The sequence below is a fragment of the Enterobacter sp. ku-bf2 genome (assembly GCF_001742765.1).
GTDB classification, from domain to species: domain Bacteria; phylum Pseudomonadota; class Gammaproteobacteria; order Enterobacterales; family Enterobacteriaceae; genus Enterobacter; species Enterobacter quasiroggenkampii.
This window is the reverse complement of the sequence record NZ_MDVW01000022.1, coordinates 109,856-134,883: the sequence shown is the minus strand read 5'-3', so window position 1 is coordinate 134,883 and position 25,028 is coordinate 109,856. Positions and strand designations below refer to the sequence as shown.

Below are 25,028 nucleotides of genomic sequence, written 5' to 3'. Positions count from 1 at the left end.
AAATCATGGCTAAAGGTATTCGCGAGAAAATCAAGCTGGTTTCTTCTGCTGGTACAGGTCACTTCTACACCACCACGAAGAACAAACGTACTAAGCCGGAAAAACTGGAACTGAAAAAATTCGATCCAGTTGTACGCCAGCACGTACTGTACAAAGAAGCTAAAATCAAATAATTTTAGTCTCCTTGTATCGAAAAACCCCGCAACTGCGGGGTTTTTTGCATTCTGTATCTCAACGGAGGAACCATGCCTGAATTACCTGAGGTAGAAACCAGCCGTCGCGGCATTGAGCCCCATCTGGTCGGCGCGACGATTCTTCACGCGGTTGTCCGTAACGGGCGTCTGCGCTGGCCGGTGTCCGATGAGATCCACGCCCTGAGCGATCAACCCGTCCTTAGCGTGCAGCGTCGCGCGAAATACCTGCTGCTGGAACTGCCCGAGGGCTGGATCATTATCCACCTGGGGATGTCCGGGAGCCTGCGCGTTCTTACCGAAGAACTGCCTGCGGAAAAGCACGACCACGTCGATCTGGTGATGAGTAACGGCAAAGTGCTCCGTTATACCGACCCACGGCGCTTTGGCGCATGGCTGTGGACGAAAGAGCTGGAAGGGCATAACGTGCTCGCGCATCTGGGCCCGGAGCCGCTCTCAGACGCGTTTAACGCGGAATACCTGAAAGCGAAGTGCGCGAAAAAGAAAAGCCCGATTAAGCCGTGGCTGATGGATAACAAGCTGGTGGTCGGCGTGGGGAATATCTATGCCAGCGAATCGCTGTTTGCCGCCGGGATCCATCCCGATCGGCTGGCCTCTTCGCTGTCGGCGCAGGAGTGTGAGCTGCTGGTCCGCGTGATTAAAGCCGTATTGCTGCGCTCGATTGAACAGGGGGGAACAACGCTGAAGGACTTCCTGCAAAGTGACGGCAAGCCGGGCTATTTTGCCCAGGAGCTGCAGGTGTATGGCCGTAAAGGCGAACCGTGCAGAGTGTGCGGTACGCCCATTATTGCCACGAAGCACGCCCAGCGCGCCACGTTCTACTGCCGTCAGTGCCAGAAATAGGGCTACTTTAGCTTTTCCATCAACGCCTGGTGGACGTTAACCGGCAGGAAATGGGTAACGTCCCCGTGATGACGCGCCACCTCTTTTACCAGCGTGGACGAGATAAACGACCACTCTTTGGAGGGCATCAGGAACACGCTCTCCAGCTCCGGCATCAGGTGGCGGTTCATGTGCGCCAGCTGCATCTCATACTCAAAGTCTGCCACCGCGCGTAAGCCGCGGATCAGAATGTTCGCCTGCTGGGCGCGGGCGAAGTTAGCCATCAGGTCGCTAAACCCGACCACCTCAACATTCGGCAGGTGCGAAATGGCATCGGTGGCAAGCTGCACGCGCTCGTGGAGGTCAAACATTGGCTTTTTGCTGGGGCTGGCGGCAATGGCCAGGATCACCTTGTCAAACATGCACGCCGCACGGGTGATGATATCAAGATGACCGTTGGTGATCGGATCGAAGGTACCCGGATAAATCGCTTTTGTGCTCATGGCTCACGTTTTCTCTGAGTAGCCGCGGCAGAGCGCCCACAGCTCGGTGTATTTGTTGAAAGTATACTGGGCATTCACTACCGCGAGTAACCAGCCCTGCTTACCGTCCAGCACGCCACCACGCAGCAGGAGCGTTTTCAGGAACGCGCCCAGCGTGTGGGTGAAGATACCGGTCAGTGAGGCCTTCTTGCCGCGCTGGTGACGCTCCTGCGCCCAAGCCGTGGCATAGTTGAGCTGTTTACGCTGGAAGCTCGCGAAATCCCGGCAGGTCAGGTGTAGCAAATCGCCCGTCAGGGGGATGATCCGGGCGCTATCGCAGGCCAGAGATTCATGAACCAGGCTGTCGTTGTACTGATAGCGCTCGCGCTCGTAAAGGCGCGTCACGCGGTCTGGATACCAGCCGCTGTGGCGCATAAATCGGCCAAGGAAATAGTTACGACGGGCAATGCTGTATACAGCGCCAGGCTGAGGCGAGGAAAGCACCGCCTGAATGGCCTGCTGAAGTTCTGGCGTAATACGTTCGTCAGTATCGAGCATCAGGACATAATCACCGGTGGCAAACCCCTGCGCGCGCTGGCGCTGGATGCCATAGCCTTGCCAGTCAGCGTCGGTAAACACCTTTGCACCCGCTGCCCGGGCAACGTCCACCGTGCTGTCCGTACTTCCGGAGTCAAGAATGACGATCTCGTCAGCCCAGGCAACTGATGCCAGGCAGTCCGGAAGCAGGTCGGCGGCGTTTTTGGCGATCATCACGACCGACAGACGCGTTGGCATTAGTGGCTCCGCTGGGGCAGGTAAGGTTGCAGAAGTTGCAGCAGACGGGTCAGGGCGCCCTGGTTCTGATGCAGCACTTCAACGGCATGACGCCCGTACCACAGGCGATAATCTTCATCAGTCAGAAGGGTCGATACCTCTTTGACTACCGAATCCGCATCGGTCACGGTAATTAAACCATCGGCCTGCTGTAATTTCGCGCAGATATCTTTGAAGTTAAACGTATGTGGCCCCATCAGCACCGGAATCGCATGGGCGGCCGGCTCGAGCGGGTTATGACCGCCGCGCTCCACCAGGCTGCCGCCGACAAACGCGAGGTCAGCAATGCCGTACAGCAGCATCAGCTCGCCCATCGTGTCGCCAATCACCACCTGGGTGCTGCCAGACGGGATCTCCCCGCTGCTGCGCAGCGTGAAGCTGAAACCGCCTTTCTGCACCATTTCACGGGCATCTTTGAAACGCTCCGGATGGCGGGGCACGAGGATCAGCAGTAAATCAGGAAAGCTTTCCAGCAGCTTGCGGTGCGCCTGCAGGATAATCTCTTCTTCACCGTCATGGGTACTGGTCGCAATCCATACCTGACGACGTGGCGCCCACTGGCGACGCAGCGTGATTGCGCGGGCGGCGAGTTCCGGGGTAACCGAAATATCAAATTTCAGGCTGCCCGTCACTGCAAGCTGGTTGCGTTTGAGGCCCAGAGAGACAAAGCGTGCCGCATCTTCTTCATTCTGCGCGGCGATCAGCGTGATTTTGCTCAGCAAGCGGCGCATAAATTTACCCAGCTTGCCGTAACCTTTCGCCGAGCGCTCTGACAGGCGCGCGTTGGCAATCACCAGCGGAATTTTACGGGCATGCAGGGCGGAAATCATGTTCGGCCACAGTTCGGTTTCCATCACAATCACCAGCTTCGGGCGAACGGTATTCAGGAAACGATTCATGGCGCAGGGCAGGTCGTAAGGGAGATAGACGTGATGAACGTCTTTGCCAAAAGCGGATAACGCGCGCTCCGAGCCGGTTGGCGTCATCGTCGTGACGGTAATCGGCAGCGACGGGTAGCGGTGACGCAGGGCGCGAACCAGCGGGATTGCCGCCAGCGTTTCACCGACAGAAACGGAATGCAGCAAAATACCGTCCGGCGCGACTTTATTGCGGCAGAAGCCATAGCGTTCAGCCCAGCGTTTACGATACGCAGGCGCTTTACGGCTACGAAGCAACAGTCTCAGCCACACCAGTGGCTGAATGATGTAGAGCAGAGCGGTATACAACAATTCCAAGCGATTATCCGTTTTTTTAGTTTCGGCGGGCAAATTCTAAGCATTTGAGCCGTCTAAAGCTATCTCTTTGGTGTTTTAAGACACCCATTTGGCTGCGTTACGCTCATTCGCCTGAAAAAAAACGGGCAATTTCTTGCCCGTTTCTTGTCTCACCGTTTAGCGCTCCGCTTCGGGGAGGGCGTTCAGATGGTAGGTTACGCGCTCCGAAAGCCCGCGAATGTCACCGCCAGTGATGAAGAAGCTGTCATCTTTTTGATTTGGATTACTGACGTCGTAGCCCAGCATCTTGTTGATGAGCGTTGCCACCTGATAATGGTTGAGCGGCATCTGCGGGCTGATCTCCTTCATGGCGTAAGCTGGATCGTTGCTGAAGTAGAGGAACGGTACCTGAGCAATTGGCATTTCTACAACCGAATGGCCAAACAGACCGTTATCGCCCACGCGTTCCCCGTGATCGGAGGTGATAAACACCAGCACCGGCAGTTTGGATTTTGCCAGCGCGGTGCGAATCGCGGACGCGAGTTCTTTGTCATACAGGCGGACCGCATCGTCATACTCATTTTTCTTCTGCGCCACATCATCACTCAGACGCGGTGTAGAGAACTTCGCGAAGCCCTGCGGGATATTACGCTCGTACGGGATATGTGGAGCACGGCTGTTGAGCACCATCAGGAACGGTTTGTTCCAGTCCAGCGTTGCTTTCTCAACGGATGGCGTCAGAACAACGTCCGCGCCGACATCCGGTGCCGGGCGGATCTGGGTATCTTCCCACAGATCAATATCATGGATACCAATCCAGTTGCTCAGCCCTTCCAGTCCCTGGGCGGAGATAAAGGCGGTCTGATAACCCTGTTTCTTCGCGTTGGCGAAGATATTGGTGGATTTCGATTTATAGGCCCCGTAGTTATCCGGCTCGCGCAGATTATTCACCAGCATCGGGATGGCCACGCGGGTGGATACGGCGTTGGAGACAATCAGACGGCCCGTACCTTGATACTGCTGGAGCAGCGCTTTCAGCTCGGGCGTGGTATCGCGTTCGTAGCCCAGGGCGCTGACGTGGTGCGGGTTAAGGCTTTCACCTATCGCCAGAATAATCGAATATTTGCCCGCACGCGTATCCTTAACAGGTTTGACCTGGTAGGGATCGTAATGGGTCAGATTCTGGTTTTCTCCTGACATCGCTTCCGGGATCAGGCGTATGGCGCTGAAGCTCATCGCAGACAGGCCGTTACGCAGCAGTGAGTGACGCAGGTCCGGGTTGAACTTGTACATCTGCCCGTCGACCGCTTTGTAGAACTGGCCGACAAACATCACGACGATGGCAAGCAGGCAAGGAAGCGCAATCCATTTGTGCCAAAGCGGCGCCAGACGACGCGCAAAGCCCAGCGCAAACACGACCGCCACAATCATGATGGCGAAGTAGATGCCCAGTGAACCCAGGCTGTCGGTGATCCCACTGGCAATATCTTTCGTTTCCACGAACGCCAGCCAGACTTCACTCGGGCCATAGAACTGACCGTAGAACTGGTAGTACACCGCTTCCGATATCTGAACGATAAACGTGACGGCCAGCAGCAGGCGAGTCAGGAAGAAACGCGCACTGGCCGCGGCAAGCAGGGAGATGATCAGATACAGCGAGATATCACCGGATTTCGGCTGGTAGACATGATCTTTCAGCAGAATGATGATTTCTGAGAGCGAGAACAGCAGCAAGAATGCCAGCGTTAACCCCAGGGTGCGCAACAGATTGCTGCGTGGGGTGAACGAAGAGTGTGTCGTTGTTTTGAACATGGAAGGGCTCTATTCCGATCAGAACTTTTTAGTCAGCGGGCGAATGGCTTTACCAAAACCAAAGCGCAGTGCGCGAACTACCGTAGGACGATTGTGCAATCCTTTACGCCAGATATCCTCAAACAGGGCGTACCAGCGTGCGGCGACCGCTTCGCGGGAATAGACCTGTAGGCGTTTTTCACCCTGTTCGCGCATCTGACGATACAGTTCAGGGGAATTTTTAAGACGCATGATGGCATCGAAGGCTTCATCAGGGTTTTTGGCGATCAGGTAGTCCAGCTCGCTTTCGCGGATCGCGCGATAAGACGGCTCGTCATCGCAGACCATCACCGTTTTCCCCAGCCAGTTGTTAATGAGCTTGCTGGCAGGCTTACGCGCCAGTTTATGATCGTGTGATTTGCGGAAGCTGATGCATACGTCCACGTCCTGGTAGTTTGTCCAGTTATCGAACGAGATGCGTAGCTCGATACCTTGTTCGGCAAGGCGTTGCTTAAAGTTCCCTTCGCGGTATTGGTCCGGGAAACTGTCTACACGGCCGAAGAATGCGACGGTTTTGATTGTCTCGTCGTTGCGCTCACGCGGTTTTACGCCCGGCTGTGGCCAGTTAGGAATAAAGATACGCCCTGGGATGTTAGCAACTTCAGGGTTTTGTTCGACGACGTAATCCGCGCCGATAACCGGCGGACGATCGGCACGAGCAACAACGGTCACGCCGACCCAGGGTTTTACGCGGGAACCATAGTGATCGTTGTGCATCAGATTAATTGCGTCCGGGCGGCATTCAGTGCCCCATGAACATTCAATCTGACCGTTATAGTAATAGTTAAGGCTGAGCATCGTCTGAAATGTCCAGACGCCTCTTCCCCCACAGTAAAAACGATGCGGAATATCATCCGGATTGATTTTCTGATCAATCAGTTCCTGAAAATCGGCAAAATTCGTCGCGATAAACTCAGGGCGGGAAACAACATGCAGTTTAAGCTTGCTCATAATTCCACTCATTTGACGAGTTTTTTAAGACGGAAGTAGCGACGTCCCAGACGCCACCGTTGGCGGAAGCCGCGCGCATTTTGCCAAATCAGCGTCCAGATACCGCGATCGAAAAGCTCACGGGTGATCTCGCGTTTTTTGGCCATATCGTCAATGTTGTTAATGCTATGCAGGATCCCCAGACCCTCTTTGGCGATTTGCCAGCGGCAGGCGGGTACGCGTTTCACCTGTTCCGGATAGCGTTTGTTGATGGCGTCCAGCATCTCCAGAATCTTCATGTAATGGCGCGAAGAGCGCATGCGCGTGTCGTCCGTGCCTGGCGTATGGGAAACGGAAGCGGAATGGATCAGGTAATCGTAATAGACCTCATCAATATACTGCACGCGTCTGGCGGTGAGCAGCACTTCCGTAGTCCAGGGGATGTCCTGATGGCGCAGACCATGTTCAAAGCTGAAGCCCTGCTCTTTGATAAAGGCGTGTCGATAGATATTCAGCCACGTTACGTGCAGGAACTTGCGTGATTCGAGCGCCATCTGCAGCCAGGTCGGGCCGTCCAGCACGCCGGTTGACGCAAGTTTATCTGAAGGGAAAATCTTCTTCGACGGGCGTCCGTCATCATAAATATAGGTACCGTTGCAGGTCGCGACGTCCAACTGCCCGGCGAGTGCAATCTCCAGCAGGCGCGGATACATACCCGGATAGATAACGTCATCAATATCCGGGAACGCGACGTACTCGCCCGTAGCCACGGCCAGGCCAGTATTACGGGCCGCAGAGACACCCCCATTGGGCTGGTTGATGACGTTAAAATGACTGAATTCACTGGCGTAGCGGGCGATGATATCTGCGGAGCCGTCGGTTGAGCCGTCATTAACAATAACAAGTTCCAGGCTGGGCAGATTCTGTTTCTTTATGCTGTCAAAAAAAGCGCTCAGGAAATTATCGCCATTATAGACGGCGACAACGAGGCTTAATTGAGGCGTTCCAGACATGCTTACTCCGTAATTTAACGCGGTGAGATGCGGCTAACGAGCGATACAGCAATGTGCAATGGCTTTTCGACAGCCGGCAGGCAAAAGAGTTCTGATGGGTAACGTTGCGCCGATGCCTGTAATCATCGGCGCAATATACGCGATCAGGAGGTTGTTTCTGTCCGTTTAGCGGGTCGTAACGCGCACATTCCCACAAGTAACCCGGTTAACAGCATATATTGTTCCAGGTAGTGATCTTTCAGATTATGGTCAACCATGGTTCGGGAGAAGAAACCAACCGTAAACAGCAGCAGGAACATGCCTGCCATCATATTGCCATGGCGGAACTCGCGCCAGCCGATGTACCAGCAGCCTGCCAGCAGAATCAGCCAGCCTGCAATGCCCACAACCCCGTTCTGGATACCAAACTCAATCAGGCCGTAGTGGCTGTGTGGAATATCAATGCGATTGTCCTGCGTGTCGCGACGCAGCACATAACGGAAGGCCTCTTTGCGAGGTCCCATTCCTGCAGGATGTTCACCCACCAGTTTCCAGCCCTGATGGAAGAAACTCGCGCGACAGCCGTTGGAGTGGTTCATTGGACGACCGAGATCGTTAGTCGGTACTGTTCCGTTGGTTTTGTTATAGCAAAAACTGGTGAAAGGCGCGTTCCAGCCGGTTACGGCATCATCTTCCAGACTTTGCCAGCGCGGATCGGTTTTCCAGGAGGCATAGCCCAGAAGCGCAGAAGCGATAGTAATGCCCAAAAGAATGCCGCCTGTGAGCAACACCCGGCTGCGACGCATGCTGTGCAGGCTGAGCAGAATGAAGGTGGAGAACAGGCTGCCAACCAGGCCGATCGTTCCCCAGCGGGTATCGACTAATGCCGTGCAGACAAGGTTACACAGCAGCATAAAGGCGAGGAACGGTGTCTTCAGGCGTAAGAAACGCTGATGAAGCAGGCCGCGTGCAAGCAGTTCAGCGAGCAGGAAACCGGTGATCATATTGACCTGGAAGCTCATGCGCGTGCGGTTATAAACAATCCGCGTTTCGCCCCAGTGGATCACGCCGTCTCGCCAGTAAAGCCAGACGGTATCAAGGAGATGGATACAGACGACGCCCCAGAAAAAAAGGACGACGAGAGTAAAGAAACGGGCTGCCGATAAAGAGGGGAAGCGCTCCTGAATCACCGGTAATAACACCAGACCCGCACAGAAAAGTAATACCGGACGTAGCCACTGACCATCCCAGGTCGACACCATTTCTTTAATATCTGGCGCGACAAAAAAGCCGTTAATCAGGATAAAGAAGGTCAATGCCCAGAGCACAATAAGCACGAACTTAATTTTGTTTAAGTCCAGCGCTTTTCTCGCCACTGAGGAGCTAAAGAAAAGACCGAGCGCCACCACAATATTAGGATAAATCAGTCCATTACGATGAAAAGGTAGCTGATCGTTTGGGATTGGCCAGATAAAACATAAAGCCAGTACAGACAGCACTAAAAGACCTGTCAGGATGTTACGAGTATTTGTCATAATTTTGGTACTGGTAAAGGATCTCGGCGTTAATACCGGTTAGTTAACAATGCCATACGCAGATTCCACTGATTTTGAGTGGAATAAAAGCCTGAGAAAATTACCACAGAAGCCATAACTACAGAAGGACATTGTTTGTAAGCAAGATTAATCCGCCTGTGCATTATCGTAATACCCACGTATATAATCGGCAGCCTGGACAGCGGTTTCAGCTAAACGACAGGAAATATATGCACATTGTTCACACTGAAGCAGACGGCGGCAAAGGCGGGCAGCCTCTGCGCATTATCAACGAATCGCTTGGGATGATTCAGCGTGGCCATCAGGTGACTCTCCTTTGTCCGGAAACTGCGCCGCTTCACGCGCTGGCACGCAATGCCGGTCTGACGGTGGTCACGATGCCGTTGAAGCGTAAGAACCTTAAAAACCTGCAGCTGCTGCGTCGCTGGCTGAAGGATAACCGTCAGTCGATTGACGTCATCAATAGCCATAACTCTGCCGATACCTGGCTGGTGGCGCTGGCGAATCTGACGCTCTCCAACCCCGTACCACTGGTGAGAACCCGTCATGCGTCCGGCGTTCCGCGTAACAACTGGACGACACGCTGGCTGTTCCGCACCGCCTGCGCGCACATCGTGACTACCGGTGAGGCGCTGCGCCATCAGGTGGCAAATATCGGCGTGCCTATGTCCCAGAGTACGTCGGTGCCAAGCGGTGTCGATACGCAGCGTTTCCATCCGGGAGATAAGCACCAGGCCCGGGTTCATTGTGGTTTGTCGCAGGACGATTTCTGGCTGGGCGTGGTATCGCATTTGCGCCCGAACAAAGGCCATAGCGTACTGCTGCGCGCCCTGGCGAAAATCGACAATCCACACATCAAGCTGGCGATTGTTGGCGAAGGCCCGCACAAGGCGACGCTGGAACAGGAAATCGCCGCACTGGGATTACAGCAGCGCGTGGTCATGGCGGGACATCAACCCGATCCGGAACGCTGGTTTCCGGCCTTTGATATTGCGCTGAGTCCTTCGCATGACATGGAAGGTGTGCCGCAGGGCGTCCTGCAATCGTTAGCCACCCGTATTGCCACCATTGCGACGGATGCCGGTGGAACGGGGGATGCGGTGATTAACGGGCAGACGGGATTGTTGGTCGCCCAGCGCGACGAAAACGCACTGCGCGATGCCATAATGAAACTCTATGCCGACTCAGCCCTTCGCGAGACGCTCGCGCAACAGGGGTATGACTACCTGAGCACGCACTTTACCCGCGAATGTATGCTGGACGCGATGGAGAAGGTCTTCTCCGATGCCGCTCAGCTCAGCAAATCGCGATAAAGCGTTTGTAGCTCTCGGGCCATTCTGTCCAGGGTGAAAGGCTCCGCAGTCGCACGCGCGGCAGCGGCGTAATCGACACCCTGTTCACGGCCTTTTAGCCACAGCGAGATGGCCTGCTGGTAACCTTCGCTGTCCAGCGCATCGCGTACCCAGCCGTTTTGACCCTCGGTTATCCACTCCGCCGCGCCACAACCGTGGCTGGTGAGCAGTGGCAAACCACAGGCCAGGGCTTCCACGCAGACGTTCGGGAAGGGATCGTAGAGCGTCGGCAGGATAAGGGCATCAGCCGTGCCATACACTTCACGCACGTTGGCTACGGGACCCAGGAACTTCACTCGAGAGGAAATCCCCAGCGCCTGCGCCAGCTTTTCGAACTTCCGCGCATGTTTATCGCGGCCGGCAATCAGCAGCCAGACGTCAGGATGCGCCACAATAGCGCGCAGCGCGGTGGCGACGCCTTTGCGGCTGAAGCCTGACCCAACATACGCCAGTACCGGTGCGTTATGGGGAATACCCAGTGCATCACGCTGCGAAAGGGCGCGGACCTCAGGACTAAACTGAACGGTGTCTACGCCGTTGTAGATCACCGTCAGCTTGTCTTCCGACAGTCCGAAACGACGGGCGATATCATCGCGAACCATCTTCGAATTACAGATCACCTTGCGCAGCTGCGGATGGGTAAACATCTGCGCCTCGGCCTGCAGAATGTAGCGGTGATAACGGCTCAGAGACTGCGCCCAACGCGCCAGTGGCGACAGAATACGACCATATTGCTCAAGCCAGGTGGCGTGAACACCGTCGCCCGCCCGGAAGATGGTGGCGCCCGGTATGCGTTCGTGGCTTTGCACAATATCAAACTGCGTAAAATGCGCGGCGGCTTCGACGGCAAAACCGGATTCACGCGCGATGCGATTGCGAAACGGCGGATTGACCGTCAACGTTTTCCAGCCTGCGGCATCCTCCCACTGGCGAGCAATCAGCGTGACATCAAGGGAGGTATCCTGCGCCAGCACGTTCAGCGCACGTGAGACAAAACGCTCTGCGCCACCGTTGGGGTTGTAGGTCTGTCGAACAATGGCCAGTTTCATGCAGGGGTTTCCGTTTCCAGAAGCATCGTATCGATTGCGCTCAGCACCTGCTGTGGGGTAATGGCCGTAATGCAGTCTGAGACACCGCTGTCTCCGCAGCCCGCTTTGCCGCACGGCTGGCAGGTAAACCCGGCCACAATCACACGATAATTTACCCCCCACGGCGCCCATTTGATGGCACCGGTAGGGCCAAAGATAGCAACGGTCGGCGTACCGACGGCGCTTGCAAGGTGCATCGGCATGGAGTCCACACCAAAGTACACCCGGGCGTGCTTCATCAGCGCACCCAGCTCTTTCAGGTTCAGCTGACCGCTTAAATCAAAGACCGGCTGGGTGAGAGCTGCGCGCAGCTCATCCATGTAGGCCTTCTCTTCTTTTGACGGTGCGGCGGAGAGGACGATCGGCAGGCCGCGCGCCGCCAGGTTATCAATGGTCGCTGCCAGTTTTTTGATATCCCAGGCCTTAAACATCCAGCGCGAGGTCGGGTGAACCAGAATGTAGGATTTACTCGTGAGCCCAAACCCGGCCAGTTTTTCGGCCACAGAGGCTTCTGCCGCGTCACCAGGCACAAAAAGCGTATGCTTGTCTTCGTCGGACTGCGGATGAATACCGATTCGGCGCAGGGCATCCAGATTAACTTCCACCATATGGCGGCTGTTGTCCTGAATGGCCGGGTAGAGCGTGGTGAACGATTTCACCCAGCGACGACGTGCCAGGCCCCCGCGTTTATCCGGCTTAAAGCCGACGGAGACACGCGGTTTCAGGCGACGCGCCAGACGCGCGCCGTGCCAGTGTTCGGTCAGATTAATCAGCACGTCATACTGACGGCCTTTCAGGGTATTCAGCAGGGCGCGGTAGAGGCGGAATTGTTCAAACCAACCCTTCTTGCGCCAGTTGCGCCCAATAGTATGCACCTGGTCGATATGCGGATGGCTGGTCAGCATCGCCTGGGTATCGTCATAAACCAGCGCATCGACTTCCACGTTCGGCCAGTTCTTTTTCAGCACGGTAAACACCGGCGAGGTAAGCAGAACGTCACCGTGGTGACGCAGCTTAATAATCAGCACGCGCTTTGGCGGGCGCTCCGCTGAGAAAAAATCAGACATAGGCTCTCTCTGCTGCCAGCAAAGGCTCTAATTGCGCAAATACCGCAGCGGCGCTGAGATCGCTCAACTGCGATGAGTGTTCCGGGCGGCAGATATACTGATTTTTTCCATAGCCGCCGATCAGGCCCGGGTCCGTTGGGCCGTAAAGCGTGATGTTAGGACGGTCCAGCGCCGCCGTCAGGTGGCTGAGGCCCGTATCCACAGAAACCACAGCCGTAGCGCCTGCCAGCGCCTGAGCGACGCCGTCAAGTTTCATGCGCGGCAGAACGTCCACGTAATCAAACCCTTCTGCCAGACGTTTGGCCCGTGCCTCTTCGTGCGGTGCGCCCCACGGGAGTTTGATACGCAGCCCCGCGCTTGCCAGCAGGCCGATCAGTTCGCGCCAGTACGCTTCCGGCCAGTGCTTGTCATCGCGGGTTGTCGCGTGAAGGAAAATCAAATAAGGGTCGCTTTTCTGCGATGAGGCGTGCAGGAAATGCCGGGAAATTGCATAGTCGCCCTGGGTTTCCGGTTTCGCATACCCCAGGCTTTTGGCAAACAGCTCGCGGGTACGTTCGACGGCATGCTGTTGCTTTGCGATGTGATGACGACGGTTATAAAACAGGCTCGCCAGCGGTTCTCGGGCGCTGTGCCAGTCCATCCCGTGCTTTACGCCGTGTGCCAGACGCGTTACCAGCGCGGCGCTTTTGACCAGCCCCTGCGCGTCAATGATGGCGTCGTAATGCTGTGCTCGCACCGCCTCGCGAAAGGCTTTGCGTTCGGCTTTAATCGGCGCGGAGAACCACGCTTTGCGCCAGCGGCGAATCGCCACCGGGATCACGCGGTCAACCGCTTCATGCCAGGTGGGGATCTGCGCGAAGCCTTCTTCCACCGCCCAGTCAAAACGAATGCCGGGGATGGCCCGCATGGCGTCCGTCAGCGACGGCAGCGTATGCAGAACATCACCCATCGAAGAGGTTTTAACGATCAATACCCGCATTCGTTATCCTTCTTCGCTCAACAGCAGTGCGTTGAGTTCTTCGAGAACACGCGCTGGCGTAATGTCGATCAGGCTCTGATGGTAACCTTCTGCCGCATCGCCTTTGCGCACCTTGTGATAGCCGGTAATGAGACGGATAACGCGCGCCTTGTGTGACAGCGGCGGCGTGAAATCCGGGCTACTTGGGCCATACAGCGCGACCAGCGGGCGGTTGAGTGCAGCGGCGACGTGCATCAGGCCTGAATCGTTGGTGACCAGGGCGTGACAGGCGGCAATCAGAATAACGGCCTGTTCAAGCTGCGTTTCGCCCGCCAGATTACGGCACCAGGCCTGCTGTTCATTACTGAGTGTGGCGAGAATTTCGTTGCCCGCCTCGTGGTCTTTTGCCGAACCGAACAGGACAATCTGGTAGCCTTCGTCGATCAGCTGTTTCGCCAGCTCCGCATAGTGGTAGTGCGGCCAGCGTTTTGCCGGACCGAACTCGGCGCCAGGGCAGAAGCCAATCATCGGGCGTTCAGACGAAAGGCCAAACGCGCTGCAGGTCTGGGATTTTTCACCGTCGTTAACCTGAAGCTGGGGCCAGAGCAGCGGCTGCGGCAGGTCTTTCGCACTGCGCATCACGCCTTTGTCATAGGCCAGCGCCACGTAGCGCTCCACCATTAATGGCCAGGCCGCTTTATCCAGCACCCGCGCATCGTTCAGCAGACCGTAGCGCATTTCGCCGCGCCAGCCGGTGCGATGCGGGATGCCCGCAAAGAAGGGCACCAGCGCGGATTTAAAGGAGTTGGGCAGGACATACGCACGATCGTACCGCTTTTCGCGCAGGCTATGGCCGAGCTTGCGGCGCTCGCCAATCTCCAGCGCTCCGTGGCCGAGCGGCATCGGGATCGCTTCATTCACTTCCGGCATACGCGATAACAGCGGACGGCACCACGCGGGTGCCATCACGTCGATTATCGCCTGGGGATAACGCGCCTTGAGCGTGCGATAGAGACTTTGCGACATCATCATGTCGCCCACCCATGACGGGCCGATCACCAGAATTCTCATACTTACGCGTCGCGGTTCAGCCAGGCCATATATTCCGTTACGCCTTCGGCAACGGTCTTGAACGGCTTGTCATAACCTGCGGCGCGCAGGTTAGTCAGATCGGCCTGCGTGAACGCCTGGTAACGGCCTTTCAGCTTGTCAGGGAACGGAATGTACTCGATGCTGCCTTTTTTATGGTACGCCAGCGTGGCGTCAGCCACCGCCTGGAAGGACTCTGCGCGGCCGGTACCGAGGTTGAAGATGCCGGACACGCCATTTTCCCAGAACCACAGGTTTACGGCGGCCACGTCACCCACGTAGACGAAGTCACGCTTAAAGCCGTCGCTGCCTTCGAACAGTTTTGGACTTTCACCGTTATTCAGCTGGGTGTTCAGGTGGAACGCCACGCTCGCCATGCTGCCTTTGTGGCCTTCGCGCGGTCCGTAGACGTTGAAGTAGCGGAAACCGACGATCTGCGAGTTCGCTTCTGGCAGTACCTGACGTACGTATTCGTCGAACAGGAACTTGGAGTAACCGTAGACGTTCAGCGGCTGCTCATATTCGCGGGACTCGATGAAGTCCGAGGTGCGCCCGCCGTAGGTGGCAGCAGAAGAGGCATACAGGAACGGAATTTCACGCTCCAGGCAGTAATGCAGGATCTCTTTGGAGTACTGATAGTTATTGTCCATCATGTACTTGCCGTCCCACTCGGTAGTGGACGAGCAGGCACCTTCGTGGAAGATGGCTTCGATCTCGCCGAACTCTTCACCTGCCATAATCTGGATAAGGAAGTCTTCTTTATCCATGTAGTCAGCGATGTTCAGATCCACCAGGTTAACGAACTTGGTGCCGTCTTTCAGGTTGTCAACCACCAGGATGTCGGTGATGCCTTTGTCATTGAGAGCCTTAACAATATTGCTGCCGATAAAGCCTGCGCCGCCGGTAACGATGATCATAACTGTAACCTTTGAAGTGTGGAGCCCGGGGACAATCCCGGACGCTAATGTTTCTATCATATCATTAGTATGGCTGCCCTTCAGCCATTCACCGACATAGCGCAAGGGTACACGTGATTTATGCTGCAAAAACGACAAGAGATGACGTGTCATCTCGTCATGAACTATAGGTTTGGGTAATATGTCCCGAAATTTGCCGAGTCTGGAGAATTGCAATGCGTGGTGATTTTTACAAACAGTTAAACAGCGACCTCGAGACCGCACGTGCGGAAGGGTTGTTCAAGGAAGAGCGTATTATCACGTCTGCCCAGCAGGCGGACATCACCGTTGCCGACGGCAGCCATGTGATCAACTTTTGTGCGAACAACTACTTAGGTCTTGCGAATCACCCTGAGCTGATTGCCGCTGCCAAAAACGGCATGGATACCCACGGCTTCGGCATGGCCTCCGTACGCTTTATCTGCGGAACCCAGGACAGCCACAAGCAGCTTGAGCAAAAGCTGGCAACCTTCCTCGGAATGGAAGATGCGATTCTGTACTCCTCCTGCTTTGACGCCAACGGCGGCCTGTTTGAGACCCTGCTCGGCGCAGAAGATGCCATTATCTCCGACGCCCTGAACCATGCTTCCATCATTGACGGCGTGCGCCTGTGCAAAGCGAAGCGTTTCCGCTACGCCAACAACGACATGGTTGAGCTGGAAGCGCGCCTGAAAGAGGCCCGTGAAGCGGGCGCTCGACATGTGCTGATCGCCACCGACGGCGTGTTCTCCATGGACGGCGTGATCGCCAACCTGAAGGGCGTATGTGACCTGGCAGATAAATATGACGCGCTGGTGATGGTCGATGACTCTCACGCGGTGGGCTTTGTCGGCGAAAACGGCCGGGGCTCCCACGAATACTGCGACGTCATGGGCCGCGTGGACATCATCACCGGTACGCTGGGCAAAGCGCTCGGCGGCGCATCCGGCGGCTATACCGCTGCGCGCAAAGAGGTGGTTGAGTGGCTGCGTCAGCGCTCCCGTCCGTATCTGTTCTCCAACTCCCTGGCGCCAGCGATTGTTGCCGCTTCTATCAAAGTGCTGGAGATGGTGGAGTCCGGTGCCGGGCTGCGCGACCGTCTGTGGTCTAACGCCCGTCTGTTCCGTGAAAAAATGAGCGCAGCAGGGTTCACCCTGGCCGGTGCCGATCATGCGATCATTCCGGTGATGCTGGGCGATGCGGTCGTGGCGCAGCAATTTGCCCGCGAACTGCAGAAAGAAGGGATTTATGTCACCGGGTTCTTCTTCCCGGTGGTGCCAAAAGGTCAGGCGCGTATCCGCACCCAGATGTCTGCGGCGCATACGCCTGAACAAATTGAACGTGCGGTGGAAGCCTTTACCCGCATCGGTAAACAGCTGGGCGTCATTGCCTGAGGACGTGTGATGAAAGCGTTATCCAAACTGAAAGCGGAAGAAGGGATTTGGATGACCGACGTGCCGGAACCGGAAGTCGGTCATAACGATCTGCTGATCAAAATTCGTAAAACAGCTATCTGCGGTACTGACGTTCACATCTACAACTGGGACCAGTGGTCGCAGAAAACCATTCCTGTACCGATGGTTGTCGGTCACGAATATGTCGGTGAAGTGGTGGGTATCGGCCAGGAAGTGAAAGGCTTCAAAATCGGCGACCGCGTTTCCGGTGAAGGTCATATTACCTGCGGCCACTGCCGTAACTGCCGCGGTGGGCGTACGCACCTGTGCCGCAATACCATCGGCGTGGGCGTAAACCGTCCGGGCTGCTTCGCGGAATACCTGGTGATACCGGCCTTTAACGCGTTCAAAATTCCGGACAATATCTCTGACGATCTGGCCTCCATCTTCGACCCGTTCGGCAACGCGGTACACACGGCGCTCTCCTTCGATCTGGTGGGTGAAGACGTGCTGGTCTCCGGTGCGGGCCCAATCGGCATTATGGCCGCTGCCGTGGCGAAGCACGTGGGTGCACGCAACGTTGTGATCACCGACGTGAACGAATACCGTCTGTCGCTGGCGCGCAAAATGGGCGTCACCCGCGCGGTGGATGTCTCGAAAGAGAGCCTGACCGACGTGATGGAAGAGCTGGGCATGACCGAGGGCTTCGACGTGGGTCTGGAGATGTCCGGCGCGCCGCCGGCGTTCCGCACCATGCTCGACACCATGAACCACGGTGGCCGTATCGCGATGCTGGGTATCCCGCCGTCGGATATGTCCATCGACTGGAACAAAGTGATCTTCAAAGGGCTGTTCATCAAGGGTATCTACGGCCGCGAGATGTTCGAGACCTGGTACAAGATGGCGGCGCTGATCCAGTCAGGTCTGGATCTGTCCCCGATTATTACTCACCGTTTCTCCATCGATGAGTTCCAGCAGGGCTTTGACGCGATGCGTTCCGGCCAGTCAGGGAAAGTGATCCTGAGCTGGGAGTAACAGAGAAAGCGCCTTCGGGCGCTTTTTTTACGACCTCTTCACGTTTCTTACATCCGCAATCAGATTATTTCGATTTTTCCTTCGCTTTTTTACCCGCACACTTATAAAGTTTGTTGATTATCCGTTTAAGTTTACAGCGCCTATGTTCAAGCTTACCGTTTGTTTATTGACCTGTAATTCTGCGCGTTTGCTGCGCGAGGTGATTCCTCCGCTGCTGACGGTGGCAGATGAAATTGTCGTTCTGGATTCCGGCAGTACGGATGCCACTCTTTCTATTTGCCGCGAGTACGGGCTCTCCCTTCATCATCACCCCTATGCTATGCATGGCGTGCAGATGAACCATGCGATCGATCTGGCGAGCAATGACTGGGTGCTTTGCATGGATAGCGACGAGATTCTGGACGCGGAGACTGTCGACTTTATTCTGACCCTGAAAGCCGGGGATGAACCTTCCGCCGATCGCGCCTGGCGTATCGCCCGGTACTGGCACGTGCTGGGTGAGGAGGTGCGTACAATCTACCCTGTTTCCTCTCCTGATTTCCCGGTGCGGCTGTTCAATCGTACCCAGGCTCGCTTCAACCAACGACCCGTGGATGACAAAGTTGAAGGCAAGATTGTCGCCATGAAAATGCCGGGGCGGGTGCGTCACGACACGTTTTATAACCTTCATGAAGTGTTCAACAAGCTCAACAGCTACACCACCCGGCTGGTGAAGTACCAGCCGGCTCGCCCTTCGATCGGACGCGGCATCATCAGCGCCATCGGGGCGTTCTTCAAATGGTATCTGTTCAGCGGAGCCTGGCGTCAGGGCAAGGTTGGGGTCGTGACGGGTCTGTATGCTACAGCCTACAGCTTTTTGAAGTATTTCAAATCCTGGTATCAGCATCAGGAGAAAAAAGAGCCCGTTGCGAATGAGCAGACGGACTCTCAGATTGCGAAATAAGCGTCAGGCGGTCAGGCTTTCTTACCCCATCCCTGCCACTGCTGCTGGACGTATTTCACCAGCGTACTGTTACTGATGCTTTCTCCGATGACAGAGAAGAAGCGGGTCGCGTAGACCGGTTCAAGCGGCTGCTTCGGTACGCAGCGTTTCACGCCGCGGAACGGATTACGCGGTGCAGTCGGCACGGGCTGCGCAGAATTCGGCGTAGAGGTATCCACCTGCGGCTCGTTAAGCAGATCGCTCGGGCGCACCAGCGTGATATCGGAAGGTAAGGTCGGCAGCATTTGCTGCAGGACACGGACGGTCGACGGGTGCGGGTGACCGATGGCAATGGCCGAACCATTGCGGCGGGCCAGCTGTACCGCGCGATTGAACTGCATACGAATATCGGCTTCGTTCTGGGTGTCATCCAGGAACACCTTGCGCTTAATCACCTTTACGCCCGTTCCCTGAGCGGCGCGCATCGCCTGGCTGTTGCCGATGGTCATGCTGTCGAGGAAGTAGAGATTGTAACGCTCCAGCGCCTGCATCACTTTTAGCATCCCGTACAGGCTGGAGGTCATCGCGCTGCCCATATGGTTGTTCAGCCCTACGGCATACGGCACCTTGTTGTAGGCGTCGCGGATGATGCGCTCGATCTCCTCGCTGCTCATATCCGGGCGCAGGGTATCTTTTTCCAGCGGCTGCTTGCTGAGCGGGGCCATGGGCAGGTGAATCAGCACCTGATGCCCGCTGCTGTGGGCTTTGGTCGCCATCTCACGCGCATGGGGGGCATTTGGCAGGACGGCAACGGAGATGGCTGACGGCATCGCCAGCACCTGATTTTCATAGTGTGGACGATAACCAAAGTCATCAATCACGATAGCGAGCTTACCTGCGTATACCGGTGCAGCCAGCGCCAGCGTGCTGACGACGGAGAAAACGATTCGACGAAATTGAAGCAAAACTTATCTTCCCAACCACGGCTGTGGATTGACCGCCTGACCCTGACGACGAATTTCGAAATAGAGTGACGGGCGGCCCTGACCGCCACTGCTGCCCACAAGGGCGATGGGTTGGCCCGCGCGCACCTGCGTGCCGACGCTGACCAGCGCGCTCTGGTTGTAGCCGTAAAGGCTCATATCACCTTTACCGTGTTCGACTACCACCACCAGTCCGTAACCCTGCAGCCAGTCGGCCAGAATCACGCGACCATCGGCAATCGCTTTCACTTCGCTACCTTCAGACGCACCGATAACGATCCCTTTCCAACGTAGCTCACCCTGCAGCTGTTCGCCATAGCGATGCAGAATTGAACCACGAACGGGCCAGAAAGCCTGGCCGCGAGGTGAGCCCAGACCACCGGTACGCGACATCAGGGAACGTTCACTTTCGCTTGGCTTGTAGGTGGTGCCTTTGCGGGAGGCTTCCTGCTGCTTGTCGCGAACGGCCTGCGCCTCGCGAGCCTCTTTTTCGGCGCGCGCTTTCGCCGCGGCTTCCGCACGGGCGATGCTGTTACGCAGTTTGGATTCGTTGGCGCGCATTTCGCTCAGCTGGCTTTGCCCTTCCTGAATCGAGGACTCGAGACCGGCCAGGGTTTTCTTACGCTCGTTGCGCGCCTGCTCGAGCTTCGCCTGCTGGGCCTGCTGATCGTAGAGCAGCGTCTGCTGCTGGCTCTGCTTCTCTTCCAGTTCGGCTTTTTGCGTGGAGACCTCTTCGCGCGTCTGCTTCAACTGCGCGATCGTCTCCTGACGCGCCTGGTTCAGATAGCCAAAGTAGGCCTGCAGGCGCTGGCCGCGCTGGCTCTCTTCGCCGCTGAGGATCAGCTGGAGTCCGGTATGTTCACCCTGGCGGAATGCGGCATCAAGCTGTGCCGCAAGATTGCGCTCCTGCGCATCGCGCTGGCGCTCGAGTTTGGCAATCGACGCGTTCATCTCGTCGATCTGCTTATTCAGCTGGGCGAGGGTGTTTTGTGTTTCACGGAGTTTACGCGTGGCAGCGGAGATGGCCTCTTCCTGCTGCTTAAGCTGGGCGAGCAGGGCGGCGCGCTGCTGCTGCTGCTGGCGTACCGCACGCTCTTTGGCGGCGATATCGGCCTGAATGGATTTCAGCTGGTCGCGGTCATCCGCGTGGGCGGATGCGGCGCACAGCAATACGCCAGCGCTGAGTGCGCTGGCGTAAAACAGAGGTCTGACTGATAACCTAAGCGGCTTCACGACCCATGTGATTGAAAAAATCGCCTTTCCCCTCATGGGGAGCGATTATTCCACGATGAACAGCGGCTTACCAGTCATCTCTTCAGGGATCGGCATCCCCATCAGCGACAACATGGTTGGCGCGATGTCAGAAAGCTTGCCGCCTGCTACGGCTTTCACTGATTTATCACCCACATAAATCAGCGGAACCGGCAGGTTGGTGTGGGCGGTGTGCGCCTGGCCGGTCGCCGGGTCGCGCATCTGTTCAGCGTTACCGTGATCCGCGGTGATCAGCAGCTGGCCGCCAACGGATTCAACTGCTTTCGCCACCTGCTCAACGCAGTGGTCCAGCGCTTCAACCGCTTTCACTGCCGCTTCCATCACCCCGGTATGACCGACCATGTCGCCGTTCGGGTAGTTACAGATGATGGTGTCGTACTTACCGCTCTCGATGGCCGCAACCAGTTTTTCAGTCAATTCTGCAGAGCTCATCTCTGGCTGCAGATCGTAAGTGGCGACTTTCGGGGAGTTGATCAGAATGCGCTCTTCGCCTTTGAACGGCTCTTCAACGCCGCCGTTAAAGAAGAAGGTCACGTGTGCGTATTTTTCCGTTTCGGAAATACGCAGCTGCGTTTTGTCATTCTTCGCCATCCACTCACCGAAGGTATTGGCCAGCGAGGCAGGTGGGTAAGCGCATGGGGCTTTGATGTCTGCCGCGTATTCGGTCAGCTGGATGAAGTCGATGTTTACCACTTTCTTACGGGCAAAACCGTCGAAGTCGCTGTTGACGAACGCACGGGTGATTTCGCGCGCGCGGTCAGCGCGGAAGTTCATGAAGATCAGTGCATCGCCGTCTTCCATCGCGGCATCGGCCTGGCCTTCAGCACGGATCACGGATGCTTTCACGAATTCGTCGTTTTCATCACGTGCGTAGGCGGCTTCCAGCGCTTCAACGGCGGTCGCGAACTGGAATTCCCCTTTTGCCAGGGTCAGCAGGTCATAGGCCTGTTCAACGCGATCCCAGCGGTTGTCGCGGTCCATGGCGTAGTAACGACCAATGATGGAGGCCACGCGGCCTTTGCCCAGCGCGGCGAATTTGTCTTCAAAGGCTTTCAGGGAGCCTTCTGCACTGCGTGGTGGCGTGTCGCGGCCGTCCAGGAAGGCGTGCAGATAGATTTTTTCCGCACCGCGTTCAGCGGCCAGCTCAACCATCGCCATGATGTGATCTTCGTGGCTGTGAACGCCGCCAGCAGAGAGCAGGCCCATGATGTGAACGGCCTTGCCAGCGGCAACGGCTTTATCAACCGCGCCAGACAGCGTTGGGTTGGAGAAGAAGGTGCGTTCTTTGATTTCAACATCCAGACGCGTCAGGTCCTGGTACACAATACGCCCGGCGCCCAGGTTAACGTGACCGACTTCGGAGTTGCCCATCTGGCGGTCCGGCAGGCCCACTTCCAGGCCAGACGCGTCAATCAGCGTATGCGGACGTTTTGCCCACAGGGCATCCATGACCGGGGTTTTGGCGTTGAAAATAGCGTTATCCTGGCTGTCTTCACGGTAGCCATAGCCATCCAGAATCACCAGTACCATAGGTTTTTTAGAAACCGACATTGCGACAACCTCATGCTCAAGAGTCAAAATTTGCGTAATTTTACTACAGCTGAATCGATCAAATAGCCGCGGAAGATCAAAGAAAGCGCAGGGGCAAGATGCTGACCAGACCATTTTGAGGCATTTTTTTAGGTGGCATGCCGCAGAAAATGGATTAGGTTAGGGTCGCTGGCTGTATTTGCCAGAACGCACAGGTATACTCCTGTCCTGGTTTTTTTATCACTTAGTCGGGAGTAGTTACCCTCCATGCAAGAAATTATGCAATTCGTTAGCCGCCATCCGGTTCTGAGCATCGCGTGGATTGGCCTGCTGGCTGCTGTGCTGTTCACCACATTTAAGAGCCTGACGTCTAAGATTAAGGTTATCACCCGTGGTGAAGCGACGCGTCTGATTAACAAAGAAGATGCCGTCGTTGTCGATCTGCGTCAGCGTGACGATTTCCGCAAAGGTCACATTGCGGGCGCAATCAACCTGTTGCCAGCTGAAATCAAAGCGAACAACGTCGGTGAGCTTGAAAAACACAAAGCCCAGCCGATTATCGTTGTGGATGCGACCGGCATGCAGGCACAGGAATCTGCCAGCGCGCTTCATAAAGCAGGCTTCGAAAACGTAACGGTGCTGAAAGAAGGTATTTCCGGCTGGAGCGGGGAAAATCTTCCTTTGGTGCGCGGTAAATAAGGAGTTCAGTCATGGCCCATATTGAGATCTATACCAAAGCGACGTGCCCGTTCTGCCATCGTGCGAAAGCGCTGCTGAACAGTAAAGGCGTCACGTTCCAGGAACTGCCGATCGACGGTGACGCGATTAAACGCGAAGAGATGATCCAACGTAGTGGTCGTACGACGGTTCCACAGATTTTTATTGATGCGCAGCACATTGGCGGCTGTGATGACTTGTATGCGCTCGACGCCCGTGGTGGACTCGATCCGCTGCTGAGCTAAGAGACTTTAGGACAATTAAAAAGGGTATTTCCATGTCAGAACAAAACAACACCGAGATGACTTTCCAGATCCAGCGTATCTACACCAAAGATGTCTCTTTCGAAGCGCCAAATGCGCCACACGTTTTCCAGAAAGATTGGCAGCCAGAGGTTAAACTTGATCTGGATACCGCATCTACCCAGCTGGCAGATGACGTGTATGAAGTCGTGCTGCGTGTGACCGTTACCGCCTCTCTGGGCGAAGAAACTGCATTCCTGTGTGAAGTACAGCAGGGCGGTATCTTCTCTATCGGCGGCATCGAAGGCAACCAGATGGCGCATTGCCTGGGTGCGTACTGCCCGAACATTCTGTTCCCGTATGCACGTGAATGCATCACCAGCCTGGTTTCTCGCGGTACATTCCCGCAACTGAACCTTGCGCCAGTTAACTTTGATGCGCTGTTCATGAACTATCTGCAGCAGCAGGCTGGCGAAGGTGCTGAACAACATCAGGATGCCTGATGAGCACTGTTAATGCGTCAATGACTGTGATCGGTGCCGGCTCATACGGCACCGCTCTTGCCATTACTCTGGCAAGAAATGGTCACGAGGTGGTCCTGTGGGGCCACGACCCAAAACATATCGCCACGCTGCAGCGCGATCGTTGCAACGTCGCGTTTCTCCCGGACGTTCCGTTCCCTGACTCCCTGCACCTTGAAAGCGACCTTGCGACCGCGCTGGCGGCCAGCCGCAACATTCTGATTGTGGTTCCGAGCCATGTCTTTGGCGACGTGCTGCGTCAGATTAAGCCGCTGATGCGCCCGGATGCGCGTATTGTCTGGGCGACAAAAGGACTGGAAGCCGAAACCGGACGCCTGCTGCAGGACGTTGCCCGCGAAGCGCTGGGTGATGCGATCCCGCTGGCGGTCATCTCCGGCCCGACCTTTGCCAAAGAGCTGGCCGCTGGCCTGCCGACGGCGATTTCGCTGGCCTCCACCGACCAGGCCTTCTCCGACGATCTCCAGCAATTGCTGCACTGCGGCAAGAGCTTCCGCGTCTACAGCAACCCCGATTTTATCGGTGTGCAGCTGGGCGGAGCGGTGAAGAACGTCATTGCGATTGGCGCCGGGATGTCCGACGGCATTGGTTTTGGTGCTAACGCCCGTACGGCGCTGATCACCCGAGGGCTGACCGAAATGTCCCGCCTGGGCGAAGCGCTGGGTGCGGATCCGGCCACCTTTATGGGGATGGCTGGCCTGGGCGACCTGGTGTTGACCTGTACCGACAACCAGTCTCGTAACCGCCGCTTTGGCATGATGCTCGGACAGGGCAGCGATGTGAAAGACGCGCAGGAGAAGATTGGTCAGGTGGTTGAAGGCTACCGCAATACCAAAGAAGTCCGCGAGTTGGCGCACCGTTTCGGTGTCGAAATGCCAATAACCGAGGAAATTTATCAGGTATTGTATTGCGGAAAAAATGCGCGCGAGGCAGCATTGACCTTATTAGGTCGTGCGCGCAAGGACGAGCGCAGCAGTAACTAGTCGGAACCGTTGTCACCTGAATGACCCAG

Annotated in this window: 25 protein-coding genes; 10 read left to right on the top strand and 15 right to left on the bottom strand. The window is 56.2% G+C overall.

The genetic code is table 11. The annotated features are described in order from the left end of the window. The first annotated feature begins 5 nt into the window (after positions 1–5). Both rpmG and mutM read left to right on the top strand, forming a co-directional pair. Positions 6–173, top strand: coding sequence for a 50S ribosomal protein L33 (rpmG, locus tag BFG58_RS21185; protein WP_003024094.1), 168 nt, complete (start codon positions 6–8; stop codon positions 171–173). 72 nt (positions 174–245) lie between these two features. Next, on the top strand, positions 246–1,055 hold the full coding sequence (gene mutM / locus BFG58_RS21180; protein WP_069720518.1) for a bifunctional DNA-formamidopyrimidine glycosylase/DNA-(apurinic or apyrimidinic site) lyase: 810 nt from the start codon (positions 246–248) through the stop codon (positions 1,053–1,055). Positions 1,056–1,057: 2 nt separating this feature from the next. Here the strand turns inward: mutM and coaD are convergent, their stop codons facing one another. The 7 genes from coaD to BFG58_RS21145 all read right to left on the bottom strand — a co-directional run bounded on the left by coaD (position 1,058) and on the right by BFG58_RS21145 (position 8,872). Further along, entirely contained in the window at positions 1,058–1,537 is a 480-nt protein-coding gene (gene coaD, locus BFG58_RS21175) for a pantetheine-phosphate adenylyltransferase (protein ID WP_008502695.1), read from the bottom strand. Between the two features lie 3 nt (positions 1,538–1,540). After that, entirely contained in the window at positions 1,541–2,311 is a 771-nt protein-coding gene (locus BFG58_RS21170) for a glycosyltransferase family 2 protein (protein ID WP_069720517.1), read from the bottom strand. Beyond that, positions 2,311–3,585: a lipid IV(A) 3-deoxy-D-manno-octulosonic acid transferase gene (gene waaA / locus BFG58_RS21165; RefSeq protein ID WP_024906625.1), complete on the bottom strand. Its 1,275-nt coding sequence runs from the start codon at positions 3,583–3,585 to the stop codon at positions 2,311–2,313. The genes BFG58_RS21170 and waaA overlap by 1 nt, the downstream gene beginning before the upstream one ends. Positions 3,586–3,741: 156 nt before the next feature. Then, complete coding sequence (locus BFG58_RS21160) at positions 3,742–5,376, bottom strand: sulfatase-like hydrolase/transferase (protein WP_069720516.1); 1,635 nt, start codon at positions 5,374–5,376, stop codon at positions 3,742–3,744. An 18-nt stretch (positions 5,377–5,394) separates the two neighbouring features. Further along, positions 5,395–6,366 carry a hypothetical protein gene (locus BFG58_RS21155; protein ID WP_069720515.1) on the bottom strand — a complete coding sequence of 324 codons (972 nt, stop codon included), beginning with the start codon at positions 6,364–6,366 and terminating at the stop codon, positions 5,395–5,397. Positions 6,367–6,374: 8 nt separating this feature from the next. Next, positions 6,375–7,358 (bottom strand): glycosyltransferase, encoded by a 984-nt coding sequence (locus tag BFG58_RS21150; protein ID WP_069720514.1) that lies wholly within the window; start codon positions 7,356–7,358, stop codon positions 6,375–6,377. 143 nt (positions 7,359–7,501) lie between these two features. Continuing rightward, positions 7,502–8,872, bottom strand: a complete 1,371-nt coding sequence (locus BFG58_RS21145; protein WP_069720513.1) for an O-antigen ligase — start codon at positions 8,870–8,872, stop codon at positions 7,502–7,504. 230 nt (positions 8,873–9,102) lie between these two features. Between BFG58_RS21145 and BFG58_RS21140 the strand changes: the two genes are divergently transcribed. Continuing rightward, positions 9,103–10,206 (top strand): glycosyltransferase family 4 protein, encoded by a 1,104-nt coding sequence (locus BFG58_RS21140; protein ID WP_069720512.1) that lies wholly within the window; start codon positions 9,103–9,105, stop codon positions 10,204–10,206. Here BFG58_RS21140 and BFG58_RS21135 read toward each other — a convergent pair. The 5 genes from BFG58_RS21135 to rfaD are packed head-to-tail and all read right to left on the bottom strand — an operon-like array spanning position 10,185 to position 15,364. Then, on the bottom strand, positions 10,185–11,294 hold the full coding sequence (locus BFG58_RS21135) for a glycosyltransferase family 4 protein (RefSeq protein WP_069720511.1): 1,110 nt from the start codon (positions 11,292–11,294) through the stop codon (positions 10,185–10,187). The two genes, BFG58_RS21140 and BFG58_RS21135, sit on opposite strands and share 22 nt — an antisense overlap. Beyond that, positions 11,291–12,400, bottom strand: coding sequence for a putative lipopolysaccharide heptosyltransferase III (gene rfaQ / locus BFG58_RS21130; protein ID WP_023618272.1), 1,110 nt, complete (start codon positions 12,398–12,400; stop codon positions 11,291–11,293). The genes BFG58_RS21135 and rfaQ overlap by 4 nt, the downstream gene beginning before the upstream one ends. Continuing rightward, positions 12,393–13,379, bottom strand: coding sequence for a lipopolysaccharide heptosyltransferase RfaC (rfaC, locus tag BFG58_RS21125; RefSeq protein ID WP_069720510.1), 987 nt, complete (start codon positions 13,377–13,379; stop codon positions 12,393–12,395). The genes rfaQ and rfaC overlap by 8 nt, the downstream gene beginning before the upstream one ends. A gap of 3 nt (positions 13,380–13,382) precedes the next feature. Then, a complete protein-coding gene (gene rfaF, locus BFG58_RS21120; protein WP_069720509.1) occupies positions 13,383–14,429 on the bottom strand; it encodes an ADP-heptose--LPS heptosyltransferase RfaF in 1,047 nt (348 codons plus the stop codon). A gap of 2 nt (positions 14,430–14,431) precedes the next feature. After that, on the bottom strand, positions 14,432–15,364 hold the full coding sequence (gene rfaD / locus BFG58_RS21115; protein ID WP_008502707.1) for an ADP-glyceromanno-heptose 6-epimerase: 933 nt from the start codon (positions 15,362–15,364) through the stop codon (positions 14,432–14,434). 215 nt (positions 15,365–15,579) lie between these two features. Here rfaD and kbl point away from each other — a divergent pair, with 215 nt between their 5' ends. The 3 genes from kbl (at position 15,580) to BFG58_RS21100 (ending at position 18,754) form a co-directional block, all read left to right on the top strand. Next, positions 15,580–16,776 carry a glycine C-acetyltransferase gene (kbl, locus tag BFG58_RS21110; RefSeq protein ID WP_048028122.1) on the top strand — a complete coding sequence of 399 codons (1,197 nt, stop codon included), beginning with the start codon at positions 15,580–15,582 and terminating at the stop codon, positions 16,774–16,776. A gap of 9 nt (positions 16,777–16,785) precedes the next feature. After that, on the top strand, positions 16,786–17,811 hold the full coding sequence (tdh, locus tag BFG58_RS21105; protein WP_024906616.1) for an L-threonine 3-dehydrogenase: 1,026 nt from the start codon (positions 16,786–16,788) through the stop codon (positions 17,809–17,811). 142 nt (positions 17,812–17,953) lie between these two features. After that, positions 17,954–18,754: a glycosyltransferase family 2 protein gene (locus BFG58_RS21100; RefSeq protein ID WP_045907904.1), complete on the top strand. Its 801-nt coding sequence runs from the start codon at positions 17,954–17,956 to the stop codon at positions 18,752–18,754. A gap of 11 nt (positions 18,755–18,765) precedes the next feature. On the opposite strand, the gene BFG58_RS21095 is transcribed toward BFG58_RS21100, so the two are convergent. From BFG58_RS21095 to gpmM, 3 genes are read right to left on the bottom strand one after another with little or no spacing between them, the layout of a single operon-like run. Continuing rightward, positions 18,766–19,698, bottom strand: a complete 933-nt coding sequence (locus tag BFG58_RS21095) for a divergent polysaccharide deacetylase family protein (protein WP_069720508.1) — start codon at positions 19,696–19,698, stop codon at positions 18,766–18,768. A gap of 3 nt (positions 19,699–19,701) precedes the next feature. Beyond that, positions 19,702–20,961, bottom strand: coding sequence for a murein hydrolase activator EnvC (envC, locus tag BFG58_RS21090; RefSeq protein WP_025910576.1), 1,260 nt, complete (start codon positions 20,959–20,961; stop codon positions 19,702–19,704). 33 nt (positions 20,962–20,994) lie between these two features. Next, positions 20,995–22,539: a 2,3-bisphosphoglycerate-independent phosphoglycerate mutase gene (gene gpmM, locus BFG58_RS21085; protein WP_069720507.1), complete on the bottom strand. Its 1,545-nt coding sequence runs from the start codon at positions 22,537–22,539 to the stop codon at positions 20,995–20,997. 246 nt (positions 22,540–22,785) lie between these two features. Between gpmM and BFG58_RS21080 the strand changes: the two genes are divergently transcribed. From BFG58_RS21080 to gpsA, 4 genes are read left to right on the top strand one after another with little or no spacing between them, the layout of a single operon-like run. Continuing rightward, positions 22,786–23,217: a rhodanese-like domain-containing protein gene (locus BFG58_RS21080; RefSeq protein ID WP_023309913.1), complete on the top strand. Its 432-nt coding sequence runs from the start codon at positions 22,786–22,788 to the stop codon at positions 23,215–23,217. Between the two features lie 11 nt (positions 23,218–23,228). Further along, entirely contained in the window at positions 23,229–23,480 is a 252-nt protein-coding gene (gene grxC, locus BFG58_RS21075; RefSeq protein ID WP_008502715.1) for a glutaredoxin 3, read from the top strand. Between the two features lie 32 nt (positions 23,481–23,512). Then, entirely contained in the window at positions 23,513–23,980 is a 468-nt protein-coding gene (secB, locus tag BFG58_RS21070; RefSeq protein ID WP_003860835.1) for a protein-export chaperone SecB, read from the top strand. Continuing rightward, positions 23,980–24,999 carry an NAD(P)H-dependent glycerol-3-phosphate dehydrogenase gene (gene gpsA, locus BFG58_RS21065; protein WP_045907901.1) on the top strand — a complete coding sequence of 340 codons (1,020 nt, stop codon included), beginning with the start codon at positions 23,980–23,982 and terminating at the stop codon, positions 24,997–24,999. Before secB ends, gpsA begins: the two co-directional genes overlap by 1 nt. The last annotated feature ends 29 nt before the right edge of the window (positions 25,000–25,028 follow it).

Bases quoted from the DNA above. Each gene is read 5' to 3' on its own strand.
- BFG58_RS21140 (WP_069720512.1), top strand. From the start codon at position 9,103: ATGCACATTGTTCACACTGAAGCAGACGGCGGCAAAGGCGGGCAGCCT.
- rfaQ (WP_023618272.1), bottom strand. From the start codon at position 12,400: ATGTCTGATTTTTTCTCAGCGGAGCGCCCGCCAAAGCGCGTGCTGATT.
- kbl (WP_048028122.1), top strand. From the start codon at position 15,580: ATGCGTGGTGATTTTTACAAACAGTTAAACAGCGACCTCGAGACCGCA.
- gpsA (WP_045907901.1), top strand. From the start codon at position 23,980: ATGAGCACTGTTAATGCGTCAATGACTGTGATCGGTGCCGGCTCATAC.
- tdh (WP_024906616.1), top strand. From the start codon at position 16,786: ATGAAAGCGTTATCCAAACTGAAAGCGGAAGAAGGGATTTGGATGACC.
- BFG58_RS21100 (WP_045907904.1), top strand. From the start codon at position 17,954: ATGTTCAAGCTTACCGTTTGTTTATTGACCTGTAATTCTGCGCGTTTG.
- BFG58_RS21170 (WP_069720517.1), bottom strand. From the start codon at position 2,311: ATGCCAACGCGTCTGTCGGTCGTGATGATCGCCAAAAACGCCGCCGAC.
- rfaC (WP_069720510.1), bottom strand. From the start codon at position 13,379: ATGCGGGTATTGATCGTTAAAACCTCTTCGATGGGTGATGTTCTGCAT.
- BFG58_RS21160 (WP_069720516.1), bottom strand. From the start codon at position 5,376: ATGTTCAAAACAACGACACACTCTTCGTTCACCCCACGCAGCAATCTG.
- coaD (WP_008502695.1), bottom strand. From the start codon at position 1,537: ATGAGCACAAAAGCGATTTATCCGGGTACCTTCGATCCGATCACCAAC.
- secB (WP_003860835.1), top strand. From the start codon at position 23,513: ATGTCAGAACAAAACAACACCGAGATGACTTTCCAGATCCAGCGTATC.
- gpmM (WP_069720507.1), bottom strand. From the start codon at position 22,539: ATGTCGGTTTCTAAAAAACCTATGGTACTGGTGATTCTGGATGGCTAT.
- BFG58_RS21145 (WP_069720513.1), bottom strand. From the start codon at position 8,872: ATGACAAATACTCGTAACATCCTGACAGGTCTTTTAGTGCTGTCTGTA.
- grxC (WP_008502715.1), top strand. From the start codon at position 23,229: ATGGCCCATATTGAGATCTATACCAAAGCGACGTGCCCGTTCTGCCAT.
- mutM (WP_069720518.1), top strand. From the start codon at position 246: ATGCCTGAATTACCTGAGGTAGAAACCAGCCGTCGCGGCATTGAGCCC.
- BFG58_RS21155 (WP_069720515.1), bottom strand. From the start codon at position 6,366: ATGAGCAAGCTTAAACTGCATGTTGTTTCCCGCCCTGAGTTTATCGCG.
- BFG58_RS21135 (WP_069720511.1), bottom strand. From the start codon at position 11,294: ATGAAACTGGCCATTGTTCGACAGACCTACAACCCCAACGGTGGCGCA.
- BFG58_RS21150 (WP_069720514.1), bottom strand. From the start codon at position 7,358: ATGTCTGGAACGCCTCAATTAAGCCTCGTTGTCGCCGTCTATAATGGC.
- rfaF (WP_069720509.1), bottom strand. From the start codon at position 14,429: ATGAGAATTCTGGTGATCGGCCCGTCATGGGTGGGCGACATGATGATG.
- rfaD (WP_008502707.1), bottom strand. From the start codon at position 15,364: ATGATCATCGTTACCGGCGGCGCAGGCTTTATCGGCAGCAATATTGTT.
- BFG58_RS21080 (WP_023309913.1), top strand. From the start codon at position 22,786: ATGCAAGAAATTATGCAATTCGTTAGCCGCCATCCGGTTCTGAGCATC.
- rpmG (WP_003024094.1), top strand. From the start codon at position 6: ATGGCTAAAGGTATTCGCGAGAAAATCAAGCTGGTTTCTTCTGCTGGT.